The sequence below is a fragment of the Keratinibaculum paraultunense genome (assembly GCF_016767175.1).
GTDB classification, from domain to species: domain Bacteria; phylum Bacillota; class Clostridia; order Tissierellales; family Tepidimicrobiaceae; genus Keratinibaculum; species Keratinibaculum paraultunense.
Genome location: NZ_CP068564.1, coordinates 1,877,391 through 1,898,035 on the forward strand (window position 1 = coordinate 1,877,391; position 20,645 = coordinate 1,898,035).

Annotated in this window: 25 protein-coding genes and 1 riboswitch; of the genes, 4 read left to right on the top strand and 21 right to left on the bottom strand. The window is 30.6% G+C overall.

What is annotated here, in order from left to right; all coding sequences use genetic code 11:
• Positions 1 to 63: 63 nt before the first annotated feature.
• From JL105_RS09095 to JL105_RS09175, 17 genes are all read right to left on the bottom strand, one after another.
• Positions 64 to 1,410, bottom strand: a complete 1,347-nt coding sequence (locus JL105_RS09095; protein WP_132029476.1) for a CCA tRNA nucleotidyltransferase — start codon at positions 1,408 to 1,410, stop codon at positions 64 to 66.
• A gap of 195 nt (positions 1,411 to 1,605) precedes the next feature.
• Positions 1,606 to 1,812, bottom strand: a complete 207-nt coding sequence (locus JL105_RS09100) for a hypothetical protein (RefSeq protein WP_132029474.1) — start codon at positions 1,810 to 1,812, stop codon at positions 1,606 to 1,608.
• A gap of 112 nt (positions 1,813 to 1,924) precedes the next feature.
• On the bottom strand, positions 1,925 to 3,040 hold the full coding sequence (locus JL105_RS09105) for an NAD/NADP-dependent octopine/nopaline dehydrogenase family protein (RefSeq protein ID WP_132029472.1): 1,116 nt from the start codon (positions 3,038 to 3,040) through the stop codon (positions 1,925 to 1,927).
• 89 nt (positions 3,041 to 3,129) lie between these two features.
• Positions 3,130 to 3,285, bottom strand: a riboswitch (cyclic di-AMP (ydaO/yuaA leader).
• 222 nt (positions 3,286 to 3,507) lie between these two features.
• Positions 3,508 to 4,065, bottom strand: a complete 558-nt coding sequence (locus JL105_RS09110) for a 2-oxoacid:acceptor oxidoreductase family protein (RefSeq protein WP_132029470.1) — start codon at positions 4,063 to 4,065, stop codon at positions 3,508 to 3,510.
• Positions 4,066 to 4,812, bottom strand: coding sequence for a thiamine pyrophosphate-dependent enzyme (locus tag JL105_RS09115; protein WP_132029468.1), 747 nt, complete (start codon positions 4,810 to 4,812; stop codon positions 4,066 to 4,068).
• Positions 4,812 to 5,873: a 3-methyl-2-oxobutanoate dehydrogenase subunit VorB gene (locus tag JL105_RS09120; protein WP_132029466.1), complete on the bottom strand. Its 1,062-nt coding sequence runs from the start codon at positions 5,871 to 5,873 to the stop codon at positions 4,812 to 4,814. The genes JL105_RS09115 and JL105_RS09120 overlap by 1 nt, the downstream gene beginning before the upstream one ends.
• 23 nt (positions 5,874 to 5,896) lie before the next feature.
• Complete coding sequence (locus JL105_RS09125) at positions 5,897 to 6,124, bottom strand: 4Fe-4S binding protein (protein ID WP_132029464.1); 228 nt, start codon at positions 6,122 to 6,124, stop codon at positions 5,897 to 5,899.
• A 25-nt stretch (positions 6,125 to 6,149) separates the two neighbouring features.
• Positions 6,150 to 6,824 carry a nucleotide-binding protein gene (locus JL105_RS09130; RefSeq protein WP_132029462.1) on the bottom strand — a complete coding sequence of 225 codons (675 nt, stop codon included), beginning with the start codon at positions 6,822 to 6,824 and terminating at the stop codon, positions 6,150 to 6,152.
• Positions 6,825 to 6,841: 17 nt separating this feature from the next.
• The gene (gene buk / locus JL105_RS09135; RefSeq protein WP_170169647.1) at positions 6,842 to 7,915 is read right to left on the bottom strand and encodes a butyrate kinase; all 1,074 of its coding nucleotides are present in this window, start codon (positions 7,913 to 7,915) and stop codon (positions 6,842 to 6,844) included.
• A 15-nt stretch (positions 7,916 to 7,930) separates the two neighbouring features.
• Positions 7,931 to 8,833 carry a phosphate butyryltransferase gene (gene ptb / locus JL105_RS09140; protein ID WP_132029458.1) on the bottom strand — a complete coding sequence of 301 codons (903 nt, stop codon included), beginning with the start codon at positions 8,831 to 8,833 and terminating at the stop codon, positions 7,931 to 7,933.
• Between the two features lie 86 nt (positions 8,834 to 8,919).
• Positions 8,920 to 10,134, bottom strand: a complete 1,215-nt coding sequence (locus JL105_RS09145) for a CdaR family protein (RefSeq protein WP_132029456.1) — start codon at positions 10,132 to 10,134, stop codon at positions 8,920 to 8,922.
• The gene (gene cdaA / locus JL105_RS09150; RefSeq protein ID WP_132029454.1) at positions 10,112 to 10,948 is read right to left on the bottom strand and encodes a diadenylate cyclase CdaA; all 837 of its coding nucleotides are present in this window, start codon (positions 10,946 to 10,948) and stop codon (positions 10,112 to 10,114) included. The genes JL105_RS09145 and cdaA overlap by 23 nt, the downstream gene beginning before the upstream one ends.
• A 112-nt stretch (positions 10,949 to 11,060) precedes the next feature.
• Positions 11,061 to 12,257 (bottom strand): CapA family protein, encoded by a 1,197-nt coding sequence (locus tag JL105_RS09155; RefSeq protein WP_132029452.1) that lies wholly within the window; start codon positions 12,255 to 12,257, stop codon positions 11,061 to 11,063.
• Positions 12,258 to 12,319: 62 nt separating this feature from the next.
• Positions 12,320 to 13,030: a PrsW family intramembrane metalloprotease gene (locus JL105_RS09160; protein WP_132029450.1), complete on the bottom strand. Its 711-nt coding sequence runs from the start codon at positions 13,028 to 13,030 to the stop codon at positions 12,320 to 12,322.
• A 143-nt stretch (positions 13,031 to 13,173) separates the two neighbouring features.
• Positions 13,174 to 14,880: a phosphoenolpyruvate--protein phosphotransferase gene (gene ptsP, locus JL105_RS09165; RefSeq protein WP_132029448.1), complete on the bottom strand. Its 1,707-nt coding sequence runs from the start codon at positions 14,878 to 14,880 to the stop codon at positions 13,174 to 13,176.
• An 11-nt stretch (positions 14,881 to 14,891) separates the two neighbouring features.
• A complete protein-coding gene (locus tag JL105_RS09170) occupies positions 14,892 to 15,155 on the bottom strand; it encodes an HPr family phosphocarrier protein (RefSeq protein WP_132029447.1) in 264 nt (87 codons plus the stop codon).
• Between the two features lie 101 nt (positions 15,156 to 15,256).
• Entirely contained in the window at positions 15,257 to 15,802 is a 546-nt protein-coding gene (locus tag JL105_RS09175; protein WP_132029445.1) for a rubrerythrin family protein, read from the bottom strand.
• Between the two features lie 262 nt (positions 15,803 to 16,064).
• On the opposite strand from JL105_RS09175, the gene JL105_RS09180 reads away from it, so the two are divergent.
• Positions 16,065 to 16,292 (top strand): alpha/beta-type small acid-soluble spore protein, encoded by a 228-nt coding sequence (locus tag JL105_RS09180; RefSeq protein ID WP_132029443.1) that lies wholly within the window; start codon positions 16,065 to 16,067, stop codon positions 16,290 to 16,292.
• 49 nt (positions 16,293 to 16,341) lie between these two features.
• Here JL105_RS09180 and JL105_RS09185 read toward each other — a convergent pair whose 3' ends face one another.
• From JL105_RS09185 to JL105_RS09200, 4 genes are all read right to left on the bottom strand, one after another.
• The gene (locus JL105_RS09185) at positions 16,342 to 16,836 is read right to left on the bottom strand and encodes a ferritin (protein ID WP_132029440.1); all 495 of its coding nucleotides are present in this window, start codon (positions 16,834 to 16,836) and stop codon (positions 16,342 to 16,344) included.
• A gap of 79 nt (positions 16,837 to 16,915) precedes the next feature.
• The gene (locus JL105_RS09190) at positions 16,916 to 17,638 is read right to left on the bottom strand and encodes a L,D-transpeptidase family protein (protein ID WP_237722272.1); all 723 of its coding nucleotides are present in this window, start codon (positions 17,636 to 17,638) and stop codon (positions 16,916 to 16,918) included.
• Positions 17,639 to 17,707: 69 nt separating this feature from the next.
• Positions 17,708 to 18,292, bottom strand: a complete 585-nt coding sequence (locus JL105_RS09195) for a DUF4230 domain-containing protein (protein ID WP_132029438.1) — start codon at positions 18,290 to 18,292, stop codon at positions 17,708 to 17,710.
• A gap of 95 nt (positions 18,293 to 18,387) precedes the next feature.
• The gene (locus JL105_RS09200; protein WP_132029436.1) at positions 18,388 to 18,672 is read right to left on the bottom strand and encodes a hypothetical protein; all 285 of its coding nucleotides are present in this window, start codon (positions 18,670 to 18,672) and stop codon (positions 18,388 to 18,390) included.
• A gap of 331 nt (positions 18,673 to 19,003) precedes the next feature.
• On the opposite strand from JL105_RS09200, the gene yedE reads away from it, so the two are divergent.
• The 3 genes from yedE to JL105_RS09215 are packed head-to-tail and all read left to right on the top strand — an operon-like array spanning position 19,004 to position 20,561.
• On the top strand, positions 19,004 to 20,071 hold the full coding sequence (gene yedE / locus JL105_RS09205; RefSeq protein ID WP_132029434.1) for a YedE family putative selenium transporter: 1,068 nt from the start codon (positions 19,004 to 19,006) through the stop codon (positions 20,069 to 20,071).
• A gap of 17 nt (positions 20,072 to 20,088) precedes the next feature.
• A complete protein-coding gene (locus JL105_RS09210; protein ID WP_132029432.1) occupies positions 20,089 to 20,301 on the top strand; it encodes a sulfurtransferase TusA family protein in 213 nt (70 codons plus the stop codon).
• 8 nt (positions 20,302 to 20,309) lie between these two features.
• Positions 20,310 to 20,561 (top strand): putative Se/S carrier protein, encoded by a 252-nt coding sequence (locus JL105_RS09215; RefSeq protein ID WP_132029430.1) that lies wholly within the window; start codon positions 20,310 to 20,312, stop codon positions 20,559 to 20,561.
• The last annotated feature ends 84 nt before the right edge of the window (positions 20,562 to 20,645 follow it).

Sequence of the window (20,645 nt, forward strand, 5' to 3'; positions counted from 1 at the left end):
ATAATAGCACAAGATTTTATAATTCACAACGAGAAGTAAATAAAATAATATAAAATCTAAAATTTAATTTTTAGATTTATTAGAAAATTTTTTTAAAGCCAATTTCTTTAAAGTTTCCTTGTCATTTAGGCTAGGTTCCTCCATTACTTTTTCCAATAAATATTCCAATATTTTTCCAATTATTTTTCCTTCTTTAAATCCTAACGAAATTAAATCATCCCCATTTATTTCTAATTGTTTTAAATCATAGGTTTCTTTGTTTTCTATTATTTGCATAATCCTCTTTTCCCTATCTATTATATGATTTATAGTTGCATCCTTTTTGGAACATTTGATATCTGCTTTTTGTAATTTTATTAAATTAAATATTTCCTCTTCTCCTACTCTTCTAATTAGTTTTTTTAGTCCCTTTTCTGAAAAGTTTGCATGGTGATTCATGTGTTCTTTCACTAATATATACACTTTTTGAATTAAATCGTTGGAACATTTAAATCTGGTTAAAATCTCTTTACTCATTTCAGCACTCAATTTATCATGGTCATAAAAATGCCCTATTCCCTCTTCATCTATTGTCATAGTATGGGGTTTACCTATGTCATGAAATAGAGCTGCTAATCTTAATTGAATAATAGGGAGAGTGTTATCCAATACACAAAGAGTATGCTCATAAACATCCATTTCATGATTAGGATTTTTTTGATCAAATCCTATAGCAGGAACAAGCTCTGGAAGTATTATTTCTAGTATGCCTAATTCTTCTAATAACCTAATCCCTTTTGAGGGCTTTTCACATAATAGGATCTTGAAAAATTCATCTGTTATCCTTTCCATGCTAATACTAGATACGTTTTTGCTATATTTTTTTGCAGCCTTGTATGTAGATTCTTCTATTATGAATCCTAGCTGAGTTGAAAATCTAACTGCTCTTAATATTCTTAAATAATCTTCACTAAATCTATCTTCAGGATTTCCTACAGTCCTTAAAATTCCTCTCTTTAAATCTTCTTTTCCTCTAAATGGATCTATTAATCCAGTTCTATGATTATACGCCATAGCATTAATAGTAAAATCTCTACGACTTAAATCTTCAACAATTTTAGAAGAAAACTTTACCCATGAAGGTCTTCTTCCGTCAATATAGGCACCTTCTAGCCTGAAAGTTGTAATCTCAACCTGTCCTTCCTTTAAAATGAGAATTATAGTCCCAAACTCTTTGCCTACATTGATTTTTTTTAAATCATGAAATATGCTTTCAACTTCTTCTGGAGTAGCGTCTGTTGCAATATCATAATCTTTAGGTGCTTTGTTCAATAACATATCCCTTACAGAACCTCCAACTACATATGCTTCATATCCATTTTTCTCTAATATATAAAGTATTTGTTCTATATATTTTGGCAAATAAAACATATCTCTAACCCCTCCATAAATAATCCAATATTCTTAGTATAACATAGTGTAGACCTTATGAATAAATAATATTATTTCTAACATATATAGATGGATAGGTAAACCGGTTTACCTATCCATCTATATATGTAATTCTTTATTCTTTATATTTTATTTCTCATTTAAATATTTTATCCCTAATAATACTCTTTTTCATTATATCTTGTCTTTAATACGTCGTTTTATTTTATTTTTAAAGTACAAGATAAACATACCTATCATTACTACCAAATAAATAAAGTATATAGCGTAAGTTAATTTCAAACTAATTTTAAAAAAAGCATCAGGATGTTTTAGTGCATATACTATAAAAGAAATCATGACAAATAACATTATTAATCCAGTATATAAATACCTTTTCATAAAATTTTAACTCCTCTAAATTATTTAATAGAACTTTGAATATGTTTTTGGTAATTTTAAAAAAAATTATGGGGTTTGTGTACACAAACCCCATATATTAACAATTTATGCATTATGAAGCTGCTACTTCTTCTAAAGCTACTATTCCTTTCTCTGCAAATTGATGTATTTGGGTTACTGAAAGTCCTTTTAGTCCTAATCTGTCTACTGTTCTGCCTTCTTTATAGAAATCCACTCCAGTCATCAATTCAGCTAAACCTATTATAGAATCTATAGCAGGAGTCTCTATACCAAATTGCTTTGCTATAGAAGACATAGGTACTAAACTGCAAGGTACATCTTCATATATATATCTTATGTTTAATCCTTTAGGAGCTTTTAATCCCTTATAACCTGGATTGTTTTGTATAGCTTCATATAAATTATCTCCTTTTGCACCATAACTATATTCTAACCAATCTTTAGCAGACATAGTGTTTACATTAAGAAAATTACCTATTTTCATTCTCTCATTATCCATTCTTTCTAAGAATTTTCCAATAGATGGAGTTATGCCTTCTATATAATATTCAAAGGGTACTCCTCTTTCTATGTGTCCACTATTTAATAAAGTTGGTGCTGGATGGAATATTGCACCATAGTTATTAATACTAGTTTCTATTACATTTCTAGCTGGTGCAAATTGAGGATATGCATCATGAAGCATATCTATAACTTCTTGAGTTTTAGTTGCAGGTATAGCGGCTAAAGTAACCTCCTTCTTAGTTTTAAATATATTTGCACTAGTTTTTGAAGTAGCTCTACATGCATATATAAAGGTTTGAGCTTCAGCTACTACTATATCTTTATCGCATCCTTCTTTTTTAATTGTAGTATATACTTCTAAAGCTCCTCCTGTTCTACCTGGATTTAGTACAATTATCTGCCCATCTTCTAAATGAGGAGCCATTTGCTTTGCTAATTGATAATGCCCCATAGCTGGAATAGTTACCATAATTATATCTACACCTTTTATTGCCTCATCTATATTACTAGTAACCATATTTAATTTTCCTTCGCCTTCAACTTCTCCACTTAATTTTATCACTGGTCTCTCTATCAAAGGTAAAATTTTCTCTCTAGTCCTATTATATAAATTTACCTTATACCCAATCAAACTTAAATATCCTGCCATTGCTAACCCACCATTTCCTGCACCTATTACAGCATAGTTTAAATTCTTTTTCATAGTATTACCTCCTTTTCTATATTTTTACTATCTGCTCCATGTAAAATAAAAGACTATGGGGGAGCCATAGTCAATAATTCCATAATTCATATATCCCCCTTTCACGCTTACGAGGTTAGCTGACGGGTTCGGGCTAAGGGTTATTGGCCCGTCCATATATGGATTCTTTCCACATATATGGATTCACCCCTATTGTTGGTTCCCCCGCTTCTTAATATAAATTAAGAATTCAGCGATATAAATATTTTATTTTATTTAATAAACTAAAACGTTGAAACAAGATTTGATAATTAACAAGATGAACTTTTTTATAAAATATCATGAATTAAGTGACTAAATCAAAGATTAGATTAAATTATACAAATACCTCTTTATAGAGTATAACATATATTTTTAAAAAAAGCAATGTTTTTTTAAAAAATTATAAAAAAATAACTGGCTTCCAAAAATGGAAACCAGTTTAACAATTAAACAGTCGCTTTCATTTGTTCTCTTGCTATTTCTGCACCTTTTTCTAAGGCTTTTTTGTTTATTGGTAATAGATTTGCTCGCTTTTCTCCAAATACTTTAGTAAATCCTTTTAATACTGATTCAACATCTACTACTTTACTAGCTTCTAAATATGCACCTAACATTACCATATTTGCTACTCTACTATTGCCAAGTTCATCTGCTACTTCGTTTGCAGGAATGTAGTATACTTCTATATCATCTCTTTCCGATTTCCTATCTATTAAGGAGGAATTTATAAATAATCTTCCTCCTTTTACAACAGAGTCTTCAAATTTATCTAGAGAAGGACCGTTCATTATTATAGCTGCAGTGGCATCCACCACTACTGGAGCACCTATAGGTTCATCAGATATAATTACACTACAGTTTGCTGTTCCTCCTCGCATTTCTGGGCCGTAGGATGGTAGCCAAGAAACATATTTATCCTCTACCATGCCTCCATAGGTTAGTAGCTGACCTATAGCCATTACTCCTTGTCCACCAAAGCCTGCCATTATTACTCTTTCTTCCATTTATTCCACCTCCTCTGGTCTCTTAAAGTTTCCTAGAGGATAATAAGGTATCATATTATCTTCAAGCCATTTTAATGCTTCTATTGGTGTTAATCCCCAGTTTGTTGGGCAAGTGGATAAAACTTCAACTATTCCAAAGCCTTTACCTTCTAATTGAACTTGGAAGCATTCTTTAATTGCCTTCTTAGCTTTTCTAACATGTGCAGGACTTGTTACTGTTACCCTCTCTACAAATTTAGCTCCATCAATTGTAGCAAGCATTTCTGCTATTCTTATAGGTTTACCACAATGTTTTTCATCTCTTCCATAGGGAGCTGTTGTAGCTTTTTGTCCTACTAAAGTTGTTGGTGCCATTTGTCCTCCAGTCATACCGTATATTGCATTGTTTATGAATATAGTGGAGATTTTTTCTCCTCTATGGGCAGCATGTACTATTTCTGCAGTACCTATAGATGCTAAGTCTCCATCTCCTTGATAAGTAAATACAAAATTTTCTGGGCGAACTCTCTTTATACCTGTAGCAACAGCTGGTGCTCTACCATGTGCTGCTTCATGCATATCACAGTTAAAATAATTGTATGCAAGTACAGAACATCCTACTGGTGCTACACCTATAGTTTCATCTAATACACCTAATTCCTCTAGTGCCTCTGCTACTAGTCTATGAACTATACCATGGGTACATCCTGGGCAGTAGTGAGTTTGTACATCAGTTAGTCCCTTTGTCTTTTTAAATACTACTGTCATTATATTTCACCTCCATATATTTCTTTGACTTTTTCTACTATTTCACCTGGTGTTGGTACCATGCCACCAGTTCTTCCATAAAAGTGCACTGGATATTTTCCTTTTACTGCAATTTTTACATCGTCTACCATCTGCCCTGTATTCATCTCTACTGTTAATATACCTTTACATTTATCATTTATTTTTTCAAATTCATCATATGGATAAGGCCACAAAGTTATAGGTCTTATTAAACCTACTTTATATCCTTCTTTTTCTAGTTGAGATATGGCAGTTTTAGCTATTCTAGCAGTAGTTCCATAAGCTGCTATTACTACATCTGCATTTTCTATATTGTAGGATTCAACCTTCACTTCATTTTCCTTTATAGCTTGATATTTTGCTTGAAGCTTTTTATTGTGTTCTTCTAATTCTTCTGCTTCTAAATATAATGAATTGATTATATTTGGCTTTCTTTTACCTTTTGTACCTGTGGTAGCCCAATCTTTTTTAGGTAAATCTCTTGGTTTTGGTTTCTTAAATTCTACAGGTTCCATCATTTGACCTATCATTCCATCTCCTAGTATCATAACTGGATTTCTATATTGATCCGCTATGTCAAAACCTTCTATTACTAAATCCACCAATTCTTGAATATTAGATGGTGCTAACACTACTACTCTATAATCTCCATTACCTCCACCTCTTGTAGCTTGAAAATAGTCAGTTTGAGATGGTTGTATACTGCCTAATCCAGGTCCACCTCTCATTATATTTACAATTAAACAGGGAAGTTCTGCTCCTGCAATATATGATATACCTTCTTGCTTTAAGGATATTCCTGGACTTGATGAAGAAGTCATGACTCTAGCACCTGCTCCTGAAGCACCATACACCATATTTATAGCAGCTATTTCACTTTCCGCTTGTAAAAAAATTCCTCCTATTTTAGGCAATTCTCTAGCCATATATTCTGGCAATTCTGATTGGGGTGTTATAGGATAACCAAAAAAGTACTTACAACCCGCTTCTATAGCTGCAGCACCTATAGCCTCATTTCCCCTCATGAGAACTTTTGTCATAAAATAAAACCTCCTTTTAAATTTTAATTATCAATTCTCTCAACAGTTATAACCACATCTGGGCACATAGTTGCACAATTAGCACAACCAATACACTTATCCATGTCAACTACTGTTGCTGGGTGGTATCCCTTTGCATTTAATTTATTTTTGTCCAAAGTTATAATATTCATAGGACATACGGATACACATAAACCACACCCTTTACAAACATCCTCATTAAATGTTACTTTTCCTTTTGCCTTAGCCATATTAACCCCCCTTAATTTTCTATTATTAAATCATCCAATCTTCCCTCATATATAAAGTTATTGGAAAAACTTCACCTTCTAGATTATCTGGTAAATCTTTTGCTATTTTTTCTATTACAGATATATATTTTATTGGAATATTGGTCATTTTTGAAACTTCTAGTGCTACTTCTTGTCCCTTTAATACATCTTCTACTGTTGTACTTTTTAGCATATGGGTATTATTTATTAAACCTGTTACCCTTGCTCTAGCAGTGTCTTCTATTTTTCTTAAATATTCTACAGCTTTTTCTGCTGTCTGGGTTTCAGGTCTATTAGCATTTAATACATAAAACATATCGTAATCGCCTTCTACTATATAATCCTTATATCTACCTAACGCTCTAGCCCCATCTGGATCTCCTCCTACATCTATAACTGCTTCATAAGAGGTGTCCTGCATAGGAGTAAATACTTCGGCTGATATTGCAGGTATATCTACTGCAGAAGCATTTACTGAGCTTGCTATGACTTTTATGCCTAATTTTTCTAAAAACTCTTTCTTTTCTCTACTTCTAAAATATAAATTTACCACATCTAAATCAACTAAAGCTACTTTTTTGCCCATTTCAACCAGCTTTATAGCATAATTTATACTAAACTCTGTTTTCCCACTAGCATAATGTCCTACAATAAACCTTAATCTTTTATCATTTAACACCATATATCACCTATGTTCTATTTATATTCTTTGGCTTTTTCTTCACCTGTCAATACTCTTAAGCCGCCTTCTGCCAATGCCACCAATTCATCTTCTCCAGGATACACATATACTTCTGCTATAAACCCAACACTTTCTTTAATCCAATTGGTAAATTGTTTATCATGAGCAATGCCTCCAGTTATAAGGATTCCATCTACTTCACCTTTTAACACTACAGCACAACTACCAATTTCCTTTGCTACTTGATAAGCCATAGCATAATAAATTAACTTTGCGTATTCATCGCCTTTTTTTATTCTTTCACCTACTTCTATAGCACTATTGGTATCTAGATAAGACACCATACCGCCACTGCCCTTTATAAGTTTTTTCATCTCTTCGTAAGTATATTTACCTGAATAACAAAGCTCAACTAAATCACCTACAGGCAATCCTCCAGAACGTTCAGGGGAAAACGGCCCATCTCCATCTAATGCATTATTAACATCAATTACCTTTCCTTGTTTATGAGCTCCTACAGATACCCCTCCCCCTAAATGAGCAACTATTAAGTTCATATCTTCATATTTTTTCCCTTTTGATTTTGCATGACGTCGTGCTACTGCTTTTTGATTCAATGCATGAAATACGCTTCTTCTATCAATTCCTTTTAATCCTGAAATTCTTGCTACATCTGACAATTCATCTACCACTACCGGATCTACAATATAAGCTTTAGCTCCTATTTCTTTAGCTATTTCATATGCAATAATTCCTCCTAAATTAGAAGCATGCTCCCCTTGAACACCTACTTTTAAATCTTCTAGCATCTTTTGATTTACTTCGTATGTACCTCCTTCTATTGGATTTAATAATCCTCCTCGTCCAACAATAGCAGCTAAAGAATTTATATCCACTTCATTTTTAGATAAAGTATCAAGTATTATGCTTTTTCTAAACTCATATTGATCATATATCTTATCATATTTAGATAATTCCTCTACTGAATGTCTTAAAGTTTCATCAAATATCATATCTTCTCCATCAAACACCGCAATCTTTGTAGATGTTGAACCTGGATTTATAACCAACATTCTGTAATTTTTCATTATAATTAGCCTCCTTTATCTAGATGCAAGTAATACTCCTAATGCTATAGAATGCATTTTAGCTTCTTGGTCATCCGCCCTTGAAGTAAGCACTATTGGAGCTTTAGCACCTAATATTATCCCTGCTGTTTTTGCCTTAGCTAAAATAGTTAACGATTTATACAATACATTTCCTGCCTCTATATTTGGAACTAATAATATATCTGCATCTCCAGCTACTGTACTATCTATACCTTTGTGCAATGCCGCTTCCTTTGACATAGCATTGTCCAAAGCAAAAGGTCCTTCTACTATACAACCAGTTATTTCCCCTCTTTTACACATATCAGTTAATTCCTTAGCATGAATAGTTGCTTCCATCTTAGGGGAAACCTTTTCTTTGGCACCAATAACTGCAACTTTAGGGTTTTCTATTCCCAATGAATGAGCCAACTCTACTGCATTCTCTATTATCTCTTTCTTTTGTTCTAAATTAGGGCTAATATTCATAGCAGCATCAGTTACAAAGAATATCTTATGATAAGTTTCTACATCAAATACAGCTACATGACTTATAATCTTTCCAGTTCTAAGACCTATCTCTTTATCTAAAACCTGCTTCATAATAATTGATGTATCTATTAAACCTTTCATTAATATATCTGCTTTTTCTTCATTTACTAATTTAGTTGCTATTCGAGAAGCTTCAACTCCATCTTTTTCATCTATTACTTTTACATCTGATAAATCAAAACCTATTTCTTCAGCTATCTTCTTAATCTTAGACTCATCACCAACTAATATAGGATCAACTATGTTTAAATCCTTGCATGCCTTGACAGCTCCTAATACTTCCTTATCTTCTGCAACTGCTACAGCTATTTTTTTAGGTTCTTTACTTTTAGCCAAATCTATTAATTCCTCAAAAGATTTAAGCATTATATCATCACCTCATATTATATTTTTTATAGTTTATCTTCGATATATTTACTTCCTATTAATATGATAACATATATTTTACTATTTTACTCTTCCTTTAATGTAATGCTTAGACTTTTTGGTTGTATATTTGCTACAATAAAATCTACTGCATTTTTAACTACAGGTTCAACATAATAACTACCTGCTGTAAGATCTTTTAAATCTACCTCTATATCTAAATCTTCTTTGTTTATTGGATTTATTTTAGAACTAGTTCCTTTTATTGTAACTGTAAAAGGTTGATTTAAATCAGATTCATCTACCTTGAGATTAGACGCTAAATTAACCATATTTATTTCTCCTAGAGTATATCTAAAAACCTTAGTTATACTTTCTTCAATATTTAATGTCACAGTAATCTGTTGATTTGGATTTACTAAACTTATCTTTTCTGGTAAATCCAATTCTACTACTACATTTTGCTTATTTATTAAATCATTTATATTCACTGGTTTGGTTTTTATAGAATTTATCTTTTCTAAATCTTCTTTTTTACCTTTTATATCAATTTCATTTGGCTCTATTTTTATATCTGTAATTTTATAATCATCTGGTAGCTGCCCTTCTATTTGTAATTCTATAGGTACTTTTTTAATCTTATATACTGGTATAAACACATCTACTAAATTTTGATTTAGTTCCACACCTCTTACATCATTCCCTTGTTCATCTATGAGCCTTATAGGAACAGTTACATTTATATCTTCCATCTTACTTGTTATATCTACTGTTGCAACTACATTCATTACAGAATCAACCCATGATCTGGGTCCTTCTATATACACTGATTGAGGTTTTATAACGGGTTCACCTAATACATAACCTTGTGGAAGTTCTCCAACAGTTTCTACGTTTACTACCATATCTTTAGTTATAAGTTTTTCAAACTTAAACAATATCTCCTTAGGATAATAATCCACCACTTTTACCTCATCAGGCACTTCTATATATACAGGAACCTTTACTGCTCCTTCTCCGTATCCACTTAAATCCACTGAAGCTAAAATATCATCTGCTACAATCCGATCTAAATCATTTCGCCTACCATAAAGCCTGACAGTAATCTTAGGATCTTTTGGTTCCATTATAACTAATTTTTGCCTTTCCACGCTATCAATATTAGATAAAGTAACTTCTATATTTCTAATCTCTTTTTCCATAAAAGGGTTTTCTTCACTCATGACATAGCTCCACAATATAATGGCTATTATTAAAGCAAAGATCTTTATAGTTAAATCATTTTCCTTTTCTTTGCTCATCTTTTCGCCTCCACTTTGTAATAAATGTCTGTTTTGTCTCCTTAGGTTTATACGTATCCATTAGTATTTGTTTTAAAGTTTTAGCATCTAGATATCTAGCTAAACTGCCATTTTCCGCAATAGATATAGCACCAGTTTCTTCTGATACAACTATAGCTAGTCCATCAGACTTCTCAGAGATACCCAGTGCTGCCCTATGACGAGTCCCTAAATCTTTACTTAAAGACATATTATCTGTTAAAGGCAAAAAACATCCTGCTGCCTTTATTATATCTTCTCTTATTATTACAGCTCCATCATGAAGGGGGGTGTTAGGTATGAATATGTTGATTAACAAATCACTGGATACTTTCCCATCTATTATAGTTCCAGTTTCTATTATTTCATTTAAACCTGTTTTTCTCTCTATAACTATAAGTGCTCCTATTTTTTGTCTAGAAAGTGAAGCCACTGCTTCAACTATTTCATCTACTACTTGAGATATAGTTTCGTCCTTTATTTCTACAAATGATTTAGTAAAAAACCTACTTCTTCCTAAATACTCTAATGCTCTTCTAAGCTCTGGCTGAAATACTATTAATATAGCTAAAGTACCCACTGTTACAATCTGTTTTAATAACCAATTAATAGTATATAATTTTAACCATTCACTAACTTTAGTAAATACAAATAATGCAAATATTCCTTTAGTAAGCTGCTCTGCTCTAGTTTCTCTAATTAACATAAATAATTTATAAAAAACTAAAGCCACTATTAGTATGTCTATAATATCCTGAATTCTTATATTAATAAATATATTTCTTAAAGTCTGCAAGGTATATCACACCTTTATTCTTTTTTATGTATCATTATTATTATATAACAAATAATAGATAATTTGAACAGAATATCATATTCCCTATAAAGTTTTTCTATTCGCAATTTATTTAATATTCTGTTACTTTTGTTAAGGTATTTTTTAAGGATTCTTCTATTTTTTCTATTTCCAACTTTTCAATATTAGACAATAAAGATTTATCTTTCAAAAATTCTTCTATGGGAAGTATCTGATATGACCATTTTCCATTTTGTTTACATCTCCTAACCCAAGTGGGTATGTACTCTATATTTTGAATTGTAGTTTTATTTTTTAAATAATCCTTTTCTATAGTCAATCTTACCATTAAACCATCTTCTGCATATTTGTTGTCCATAGTTTCTCGTCTCTGGTTGGACAAAAAATTTCCCATAGAATATATTATAAAATTATCTCTGCCATTATAATTAATAACCTCTGCCTTTTGAACTACATGGGGATGAGAACCAAGTATTATATTTGCTCCCCACTCAATCATCTTTCTTCCTAATTCCACTTGCTCATTGGAGGGATCTCTTTGATATTCATTTCCCCAGTGAATAAATACAACTATCATATCTACGCCTTCATCTTTTGCCTTCTTTATATCTTGTTCTATTTTAAATTCATCTATTTTACTCACCATATAGGTTTTTTCTTCCTCTGTAAGGGTAAAATCCATCCCATTAAATCCATAAGTGTAGGATAGTAGTGCTAACTTTATATCATTTATATCCTTTATCATGATCTCTTTTGGCTCCTTATATGTACCAATATTTACTAATCCTCTTTCTTCTATAGCATATATAGTATTTAATAATCCTTTTTTCCCTTGATCTAGACAGTGATTATTACTGGTAGTAAGTATATCAAAACCTGCATATTTAATAGCATCTAATGTCTCTACAGGAGCATTAAAATTGGGAAAACCACAATAAGGAATATCTTCTCCAGCAGTTACTGTTTCAAAGTTGGCTATTGCTAAATCAGCAGACTCTATATACTTTTTTACATACTTAAAATTATCCTTAAAATCATAAGTACCAATATTTTCATCATAAGCTGCTCTAATCTGAGGCATATGAAACATTATATCTCCTACAGCAAGAATGGTCATTTGAGTATTTTCTCGTACTTCTTCTGGTATATTCTCTACTACTGGCGGAATGTCTTCTTCAATTGAACTTGTCCTATCTTCTGGTTTTAACATATCTTTCCTACTACACCCTGCAAAAACTAATGATAAACCTAAAATAACTAATAAAATATATATGTATTTTTTATTCATTTATATGCTCTCCTTTAATTAAATCTAAAACTATTTTACACTTAATTAAAAGTTGATTCAACCTAATTATCATCTTCTTTGTCTGTATCTATAAATCTACTTTTAGAGTCATACACAAATTTGCTTAGTTTCTTTTGATTTATCCGCCATATATATATCACATAGGGAACAAATAATAAACTTAGTTGAGGAATACCAGCCATGAGTATAAAATTAAAGGTACCATGGAGAAATATTGGCATATAAAGAGATCTGTACCTGTTTTTTGCTGCCCGTTTTTTATCTGGGTCAAATTTTGCTAAAGATAAATAATAGCCCATAGTTATCCCAAATACTGCATGGGCTGGAACAGAAAATATTCCTCTATATAATCCCACGTGGGGATTGTTTGCATATCTATATACCACATATACTATATTCTCCACAGTAGCAAAACCCATAGCAGAAAATACCCCATATACTATTCCATCCAATTTTTCATCAAAATATTTTGTATTATAAGGAATTTTTAATACCACCAATCTTTTAAAAAATTCTTCTGTAAGTCCTGCTACTATAAATGCAGTATACAATGCATCAAAAATTCCTGAAAATATATTCAGCTTTAACAATAATTCCTCCACTATTATTATAGGTATTGCAGATAATGCACCAAATATGTATGTAAGCATCAATAGCTTTAAAGGTTCTCTATCATATCTATCACTTAAATATATGCCAAATATTATGGCTATTGCTGGTGTTATAGCAATTGTAAATAATCTAGTATTCAATTAAATCCCTCCAATAATATAGTTAACTATATTATTGGTAACCTTGCAAAATTTAATCCCAATTAAACAAAATAATTTTTAACTTAAATTTTATTATAACAAAAATCATCCCACCTTTAAATTTAAAGGCGGGATGATTTTTATCATGCCAATATGTTTTCATCTATAAACTTTTCTACATCTTTAGCTGTAGGAAGACTAAGGACTTCATCTAGCATAGACTCAATTTCTTCTTTTGATGTGTTATTTATAATCCACCTAGCCTTTAATATAGATGAAGAACTCATACTAAATTCATCTAGTCCCATACCTAATAATATAGGTATTAATTTTTCATCTCCTGCTGCTTCCCCACACATCCCTACCCATATACCTTCTTTATGACCATTTTTTATAGTCATATCGATTAATTTCAATACTGCTGGGTGGTATTGATTATATAGATATGATATATCTTGATTTCCTCTATCTACTGCTAAGGTATATTGGATTAAATCATTGGTGCCTATACTAAAAAAATCTACTTCCTTTGCAAATATATCTGAATGGATTGCAGCTGCAGGAATTTCCACCATTATACCTACTTCTATTTCTTCATTAAATGGAATATTTTTATTCCTTAGTTCCTCTTTTGCTTCTTCCAATATTTTTTTAGCTTTTCTAATCTCTTCTATACTGGATATCATAGGAAACATTATCTTTACGTTTCCAAAAGCTGAAGCCCTTAATAATGCTCTTAATTGCGTTTTAAACATATCCTTTCTATCTAAACAAAGTCTAATGGCTCTATAACCTAGAAAAGGATTCATCTCTTTTGGTAAATCTAAATAAGGTATATCCTTATCTCCGCCTACATCCAGTGTTCTTATTACAACTGGTTTTCCTTCCATTCTCTCTGCTACTATTTTATAAGCTTCAAATTGTTCTTCCTCAGTAGGTAACTTATCGCTATCCATATATAAAAATTCTGTTCTATATAATCCTATACCTTCTGCATCATTTTCTATTACATTGTCTACATCTTTTGGAGTACCAATATTAGCTGCTATTTCTACTTTGACTCCATCCTTTGATATACTTTTTTTGCCTTTCATATCTTCTAATTTTAATTTAAATTGTTCATATCTTTCTTTCTTTTCTTTATATGTTTTTATTTCTTCTTGTGAAGGATTTAATAACACTAATCCTTCTTTTCCATCTATTATTACAAAGTCTCCATTTTTAGTTTTATTAGTTATGCCTTTTACACCAGATATAGCTGGAATTTCTAATGTTCTAGCCATAATCGATGTGTGGGAAGTTTTACCTCCTATTTCAGTTATAAAACCTAATACCATTTCTTTATCCATTTGAGCTGTATCTGATGGTGTTAAATCTTCAGCTACTATAATATATTCATCGTTTAATGTGCTAAGATCAATAGATTCAATACCCAATAATATTTTTAATAATCTATTAGATACATCTTTTAAATCTACTGCCCTTTCTCTAAGATATTCATCTTCAATATTTTCAAACATCTTTATATACTTATCAGCAATTGTTTTTACTGCCCATTCTGCATTTACTCCTTGTGACTTTATAGTTTCTTTAACATCACCAATAAATTCTGGGTCTTCCATCATCATTTTATGAGCATTGAATATTTTTGCTTCCTTTAATCCTACAGTTTCTAAAGTTTTTTCATATAACTGTTCAATTTGTTCTATAGCTATTTCTATAGCTTTATCCAATCGCTCTATTTCTTCATCCACATCTGCAACTTGTTTCTTTTCAATTACCATTTCAGGTTCTTTATATACTAGTACATTTCCCAGAGCAATACCAGGTGATGTTCCTATTCCCTTCATGAAAAATCCTCCTATTCATTAAAATTATTGTTTACAAGCTCAACTAAAGCTTTAACAGCTTCTTTGGCATCATCGCCTTCAGCTTGAATCAATATTGTGTCACCTTTACCTGCTCCCATACTAAGTATACCCATTATACTCTTTGCATTATATTCTTTTCCATCTTTTATTACCTTAATATCAGCTGAAAATCTAGATGCCTCCTTTACAAATAAACTCGCTGGTCTAGCATGAAGACCTGTTTCATTTTTTAAAATAACTTCTTGTTTATGCATTTTTATAATACCTCCTTAATAATATTTTATTTCTTTTATTAGTCTTCCTATTTTTTATGAAAACATTTTCATAAAAAACTAAGGCACCAAACGGTGCCTTTTTAGTATTCTATAAATGTTTCCTTTTTTGTATTACATATTGGACAATTGTCTTCTTTACCTGTTATACTTATAAATCCACATACTGGACATAAGAATATTTTTTCCGTTTCTAGATCCTTGCCATTATCTACAGCTTCTTTTGCCTTTGTAAATAACTCTGCATGGACCTTTTCTGCTTCTATGGCAAATCTCATAGCAGATAGTGCAGATTTTTCTTCTTGCAACTCAGCTACTGCTATATAAGCAGGATACATTTCATTCACTTCAAATAGCTCTCCATCAATGGCTCCTTGAAGATTTTCTGATGTAGTGCCTAATCCAAATCCTGCTCCTGAGGTAACTTGGAAATCTCCTTTTTCATTTTTTAATGCTTTAAAATGTAGTGTAGCATGTATTTCCTCTGCATCAGAGGTTGCTCTAAATAGTCTAGCTACCATTGGGAATCCATCTTCATCAGCTTTAGCACCCCAAATTCTATATCGCATATGGGCTTGACTTTCACCACCAAAAGCTGATCTTAAATTTTGAGCTGTCATGGCTTTCATAGATATTCCCCCTTTTCATCATACTACTTTTATATTTTACCTTTTTTTAATTGATATGTCTAGTCTATTATTATATCACACTTTCTGTATAGTTTTTTTAATTTTTATATTTTTTTGAAATTGTATTTTATGGATGCATTAGAAATTCACGTTATTAATACATAAAATTACATGGTTTATCTTAGCTTTTTCTACACATAATACTATTACAAAATATTTTATAATATAATAAAAAATTACCTAAGAAAGGAGTTGAAAATTAATGGCTACTAACAAAACTGGTTCAAAAAATATTTTAGTACCTGAAGCACGACAAGCATTAGACCAAATGAAATTAGAAATAGCTTCTGAATTGGGTATGACAGATTATAATTCAATTGATAAAGGTAATTTACCATCCAGACAAAATGGATATGTTGGTGGATATATGACTAAAAGATTAGTTGAAATGGCACAAAGAAGTATGGGTGGAGGTACTACAACTAGATAATTTCTCCACACAAAAAGACAGGTCCTAGGACCTGTCTTTAAAATTTATATTATTCTAATGTTCTTTCTCCTAATTTTTTGTCCAACATATATATCCCTTGGAAGTTGTCTCCCATTCTATCTAGTTTTATCAATATATCTTTCATACTATTTTCTTCTTCTAATTGTTCATCAACAAACCATTGTAAGAAGCTAATAGTTGTATAATCGTTTTCTTCTTTTGCTAAATCTACTAATTTATTTATTCTACTTGTAACTAACTTTTCATGGTTTAAAGCTGTTTCAAATACATGAACTAGTGATTCATATTCGTTTAATGGTTCTTTAATACCTTTCATAGTAACTCTTCCGTCTAAATCATTTATAAAGTCAAAAAATTTCATAGCATGAACATATTCTTCTTGAGCTTGTACTATAAAGAAATTAGCAAAACCATCTAAATTTTGTTCTGCACAATAAGAAGCCATAGCCATATAGATATATCCTGATTCTAGTTCAAAATTAAATTGATCATTTAATTCTTTTAATAATTTTTCAGACGCCATATTACAACCTCCTTAATTTTTAAATTATACTTAAATCCAATGTATGTTATACCCAATAAATAAAAAATTAACCAACATTTTATTCCATAAGTACTATATTTAATTTTTTATATATATTAAAATCAATAACATCAGTTATTGGTATATTATTATCCTTTAGATATTGTATTAAAGATTTTTTCATTCCTTCTCCATATATGCCATCAAGAGCTCCATGATAATAACCCTCTAATTTTAATCTCTTCTGTACTTCTAATACATCTGCTCCTCTATCTCCAGGAGTTAACTTCCTAAATCCATAACCAAAAGGACCATATTCCCCATTAATTATACTAACTAAAGTATTGTATTTAACCATATCATATACTTCTTCAATATCCTTATTTCTCATCCTAATGCAACCTTGGGAAATATTAAATCCTACGGAATCTGGCTTATTAGTACCGTGAATACCATATCTACCCCAAGGTACATTTAATCCTAACCATCTAGAACCAAATCCTTCACCCCATTTAGCCTTCTCTATTATTTTAAAAGTACCTAATGGTGTAGGTGTGTCTATCTTACCAGTAGCTACTACATAACTTTTTATTATTTCATTGGATCTGGTATTTACAATATGGAGTAATTTTCTATCAACTTCTATTAATATGGACATACTATCCTCATCAATCTTTAAATAAGTATCTTTATTTTCATAATCTATGCTCTTTTGTGTAAAAAAAAGATGTATATAGTTACCAATTACTATCACTATCAGCATTAATATAAATAAAATCAGGATAATATTATGCTTCTTCACCCACCATCCCCTCCCATATAATATTTATATGCTGATAGTGAACAATTAAAACCATTCTATAAAACCCATTTATCTAAAATTAACTTTAATTTCCTCAAATCCCATTCCTTCCAATAAAGAAACTATTAATTCCTTTGCATTTTTTTCTGCATCCTTAAGCAGTCCCTTTTCTACTACTTCTTTTTCCATATTTTTCTTTTCTTCTACTAGTACTTCATATAGATCATCAAAAGTTAACTTATTAAAAACTGAATCCCTCTCATCATATACATATACATCCTCTTCTACTATTACATTGTCAAATATTTGAGGCTTGTCCAATGTAATTTTAACAGTTTTAGGATTTATTACATTGGTTTCTATTCCATTTAAATCCACCCCTGCTTTTATATATCCACTGTATTTTATAATAAAGCTTTTGTTTGTAAAGGGGAGGTCGATATTGCTAATCTTTTTATTGTCTTTATAGGTTACCACATTGGTATAATTGTACTTAACTGTAGCTACTTCCAATATTTTAGCCAACTTTTCATCTATTGTATCTGATAGGAGGGTTACTTCTTTTTTAGTAGAAAATTTAAAATATAATAAAAAGGTTGATATTACTACAATAGATACTAATAGTATTATAATATTTCTTTTGTATTTTCCCATATGATCACCTCAAAAATTCTTTTCAATTTATCATATCATCATAATTGTATTTTGTAAATAATATAACTCCCTATATGTACATAAAGGGAGTTATATTATTTATCTGGATTATATAATGGATATATGCCATATATAGAAAAACATTCATCACATAATAGTTTTACAATGGTAGGTATCTGTTGTATGGTTATATTTAATTCTATGCCATTGTATTTTAATACCATATCCTCTGGTTCAACTATATTAGAATCTTTAAGCACATCTATTAGTCTATTTTCTACTTCTGGTATGTTCATTCCACCAATCATAAAAAAAATTTTGTTTTTAGTACTTGAATAATCTTGAGGATTAATTCTGTTAACTAATAGTATCTTATTCATAATATAATCTCCTTTACTTTAATCCATAATGTTCAATTATTTTAATATATTCAATAATTCCCTATTTTTATATTTACCCATTTAAAAGAAATAGTCACATTTTTTAATAATATTTATTATATTTTTATCTCTGTATATTATACCATTATTGATTAGCACTTTAAGTATAGAATAAAAATTAATATGTTTATTATTTAAAAACCTTGTTTAAATAGTATAAATTAAATCAATACTTTTGTTTTTATTATAGATATTTATTATTTTTTAAACCTTCTTAAGTCTTATATAATCATATATGTAATGATAAAAAATAGACAAGGAGGTTTTAATAATGAATGATAAACGTAAAATGTTTATCTATGGAGGCATTATAGGTCTTATTGGTGCTATACTTATGAAGTTTGGAAACCCTGGGAACATGGGCATTTGTGTAGCTTGTTTTTATAGAGATATAGCTGGTGCATTAGGGCTTCATAGAGCAGAAATAGTTCAATATATAAGACCTGAAATTATCGGATTTATATTAGGTGCTTTTATTATCTCCATTGCAAAAGGAGATTTTAAATCTAGAGGAGGTTCCTCCCCTTTAATTAGATTCTTTTTAGGTTTCTTTTTAGTAATTGGTGCTTTGGTATTTTTAGGTTGCCCTTTAAGAATGATATTAAGACTTGCCAATGGGGACTTAAATGCTTTAATTGGACTTTTAGGTTATTTAGTAGGAATATTTATTGGTATTCAATTCTTAAAGAAAGGTTATACTTTAGGAAAAAGTGTTAAACAACCTAAATTCTCTGGCTATATAATGCCAATTGTGGCTGTAACATTACTTATATTCTTAATTGTAAAACCTGATTTTATATTCTTTAGTGAAGAAGGACCTGGCTCTATGAGAGCTCCTATAGTATTATCATTGGTGCTTGGAATGATAGTGGGAATAGTACTTCAAAGAAGCAGAATTTGTACTGCAGGGGCTTTTAGAGATATTATGTTGATAAAGGATTATCACTTCTTTTGGGGAATATTAGGAATATTTGTGGTAAATCTTATAGCAAATTTAATATTAAATTTTGATTCTTTCAATTTAGGTTTTGAAAATCAACCAGTAGCTCATCCTATCCATCTGTGGAACTTTATGGGTATGGTTTTAACAGGGATATGCTCTATATTACTAGGCGGTTGTCCTGTAAGGCAAACCATACTTGCTAGCGAAGGAGATGCTGATGCCGGAATAACTGTACTTGGAATTACTATAGGGGCAGCCTTTGCTCATAATTTTGGATTGGCTTCTAGCCCAAAAGGGGTAACAAGCAATGGAAAAGTTTCTGTAATTATAGGAATTATAGTTGTATTAATGATAGCCTATAGTGTTGTTAAAGAATCCAATCAAGTAAATAGTTAAAAAGGAGGAATTGAAAAATGTCTAAAGTTGTAGATGCGAGAGGAAGATCTTGTCCAGAACCTGTAATAATGACTAAAGATGCTATTGAATCTAATCCTAATGAAACTATTCAAGTATTGGTTGACGCTCAAGTAGCTGTTGAAAATATTACAAGATTTGCTAAAGGAAAAGGATATAAAGTAGAAGTAGAAGAAAAGGGCGATGAATACACTCTTACTATTAGAAAATAGGTGAAAAAATGGAAGATGTTTATTGTGTTGTTACCTTTCATGTTACTCAACATGCATTGTTGTTTGAAAAAGTTATGAAAGAGTTTAAATATCCTATAAAGCTAATGCCAGTGCCTAGACAAGTAAGTTCTAGTTGCGGCATTGCAGCTAAAATACCTTGTGATAAAAAAGAAGAAATACTTACTTTATGTAAGGAAAAAAATCTTTCCTTTGATGAATTTCATGAAATCAAACACAAAAATAAAAAATCTTGGTTCTAATATATTTAGCTTATGCTGGGAATTTCCATTTCCGTAGCATAAGCTTCTTTATTTATGACTAGCAATACTTATGAAATAATAGAT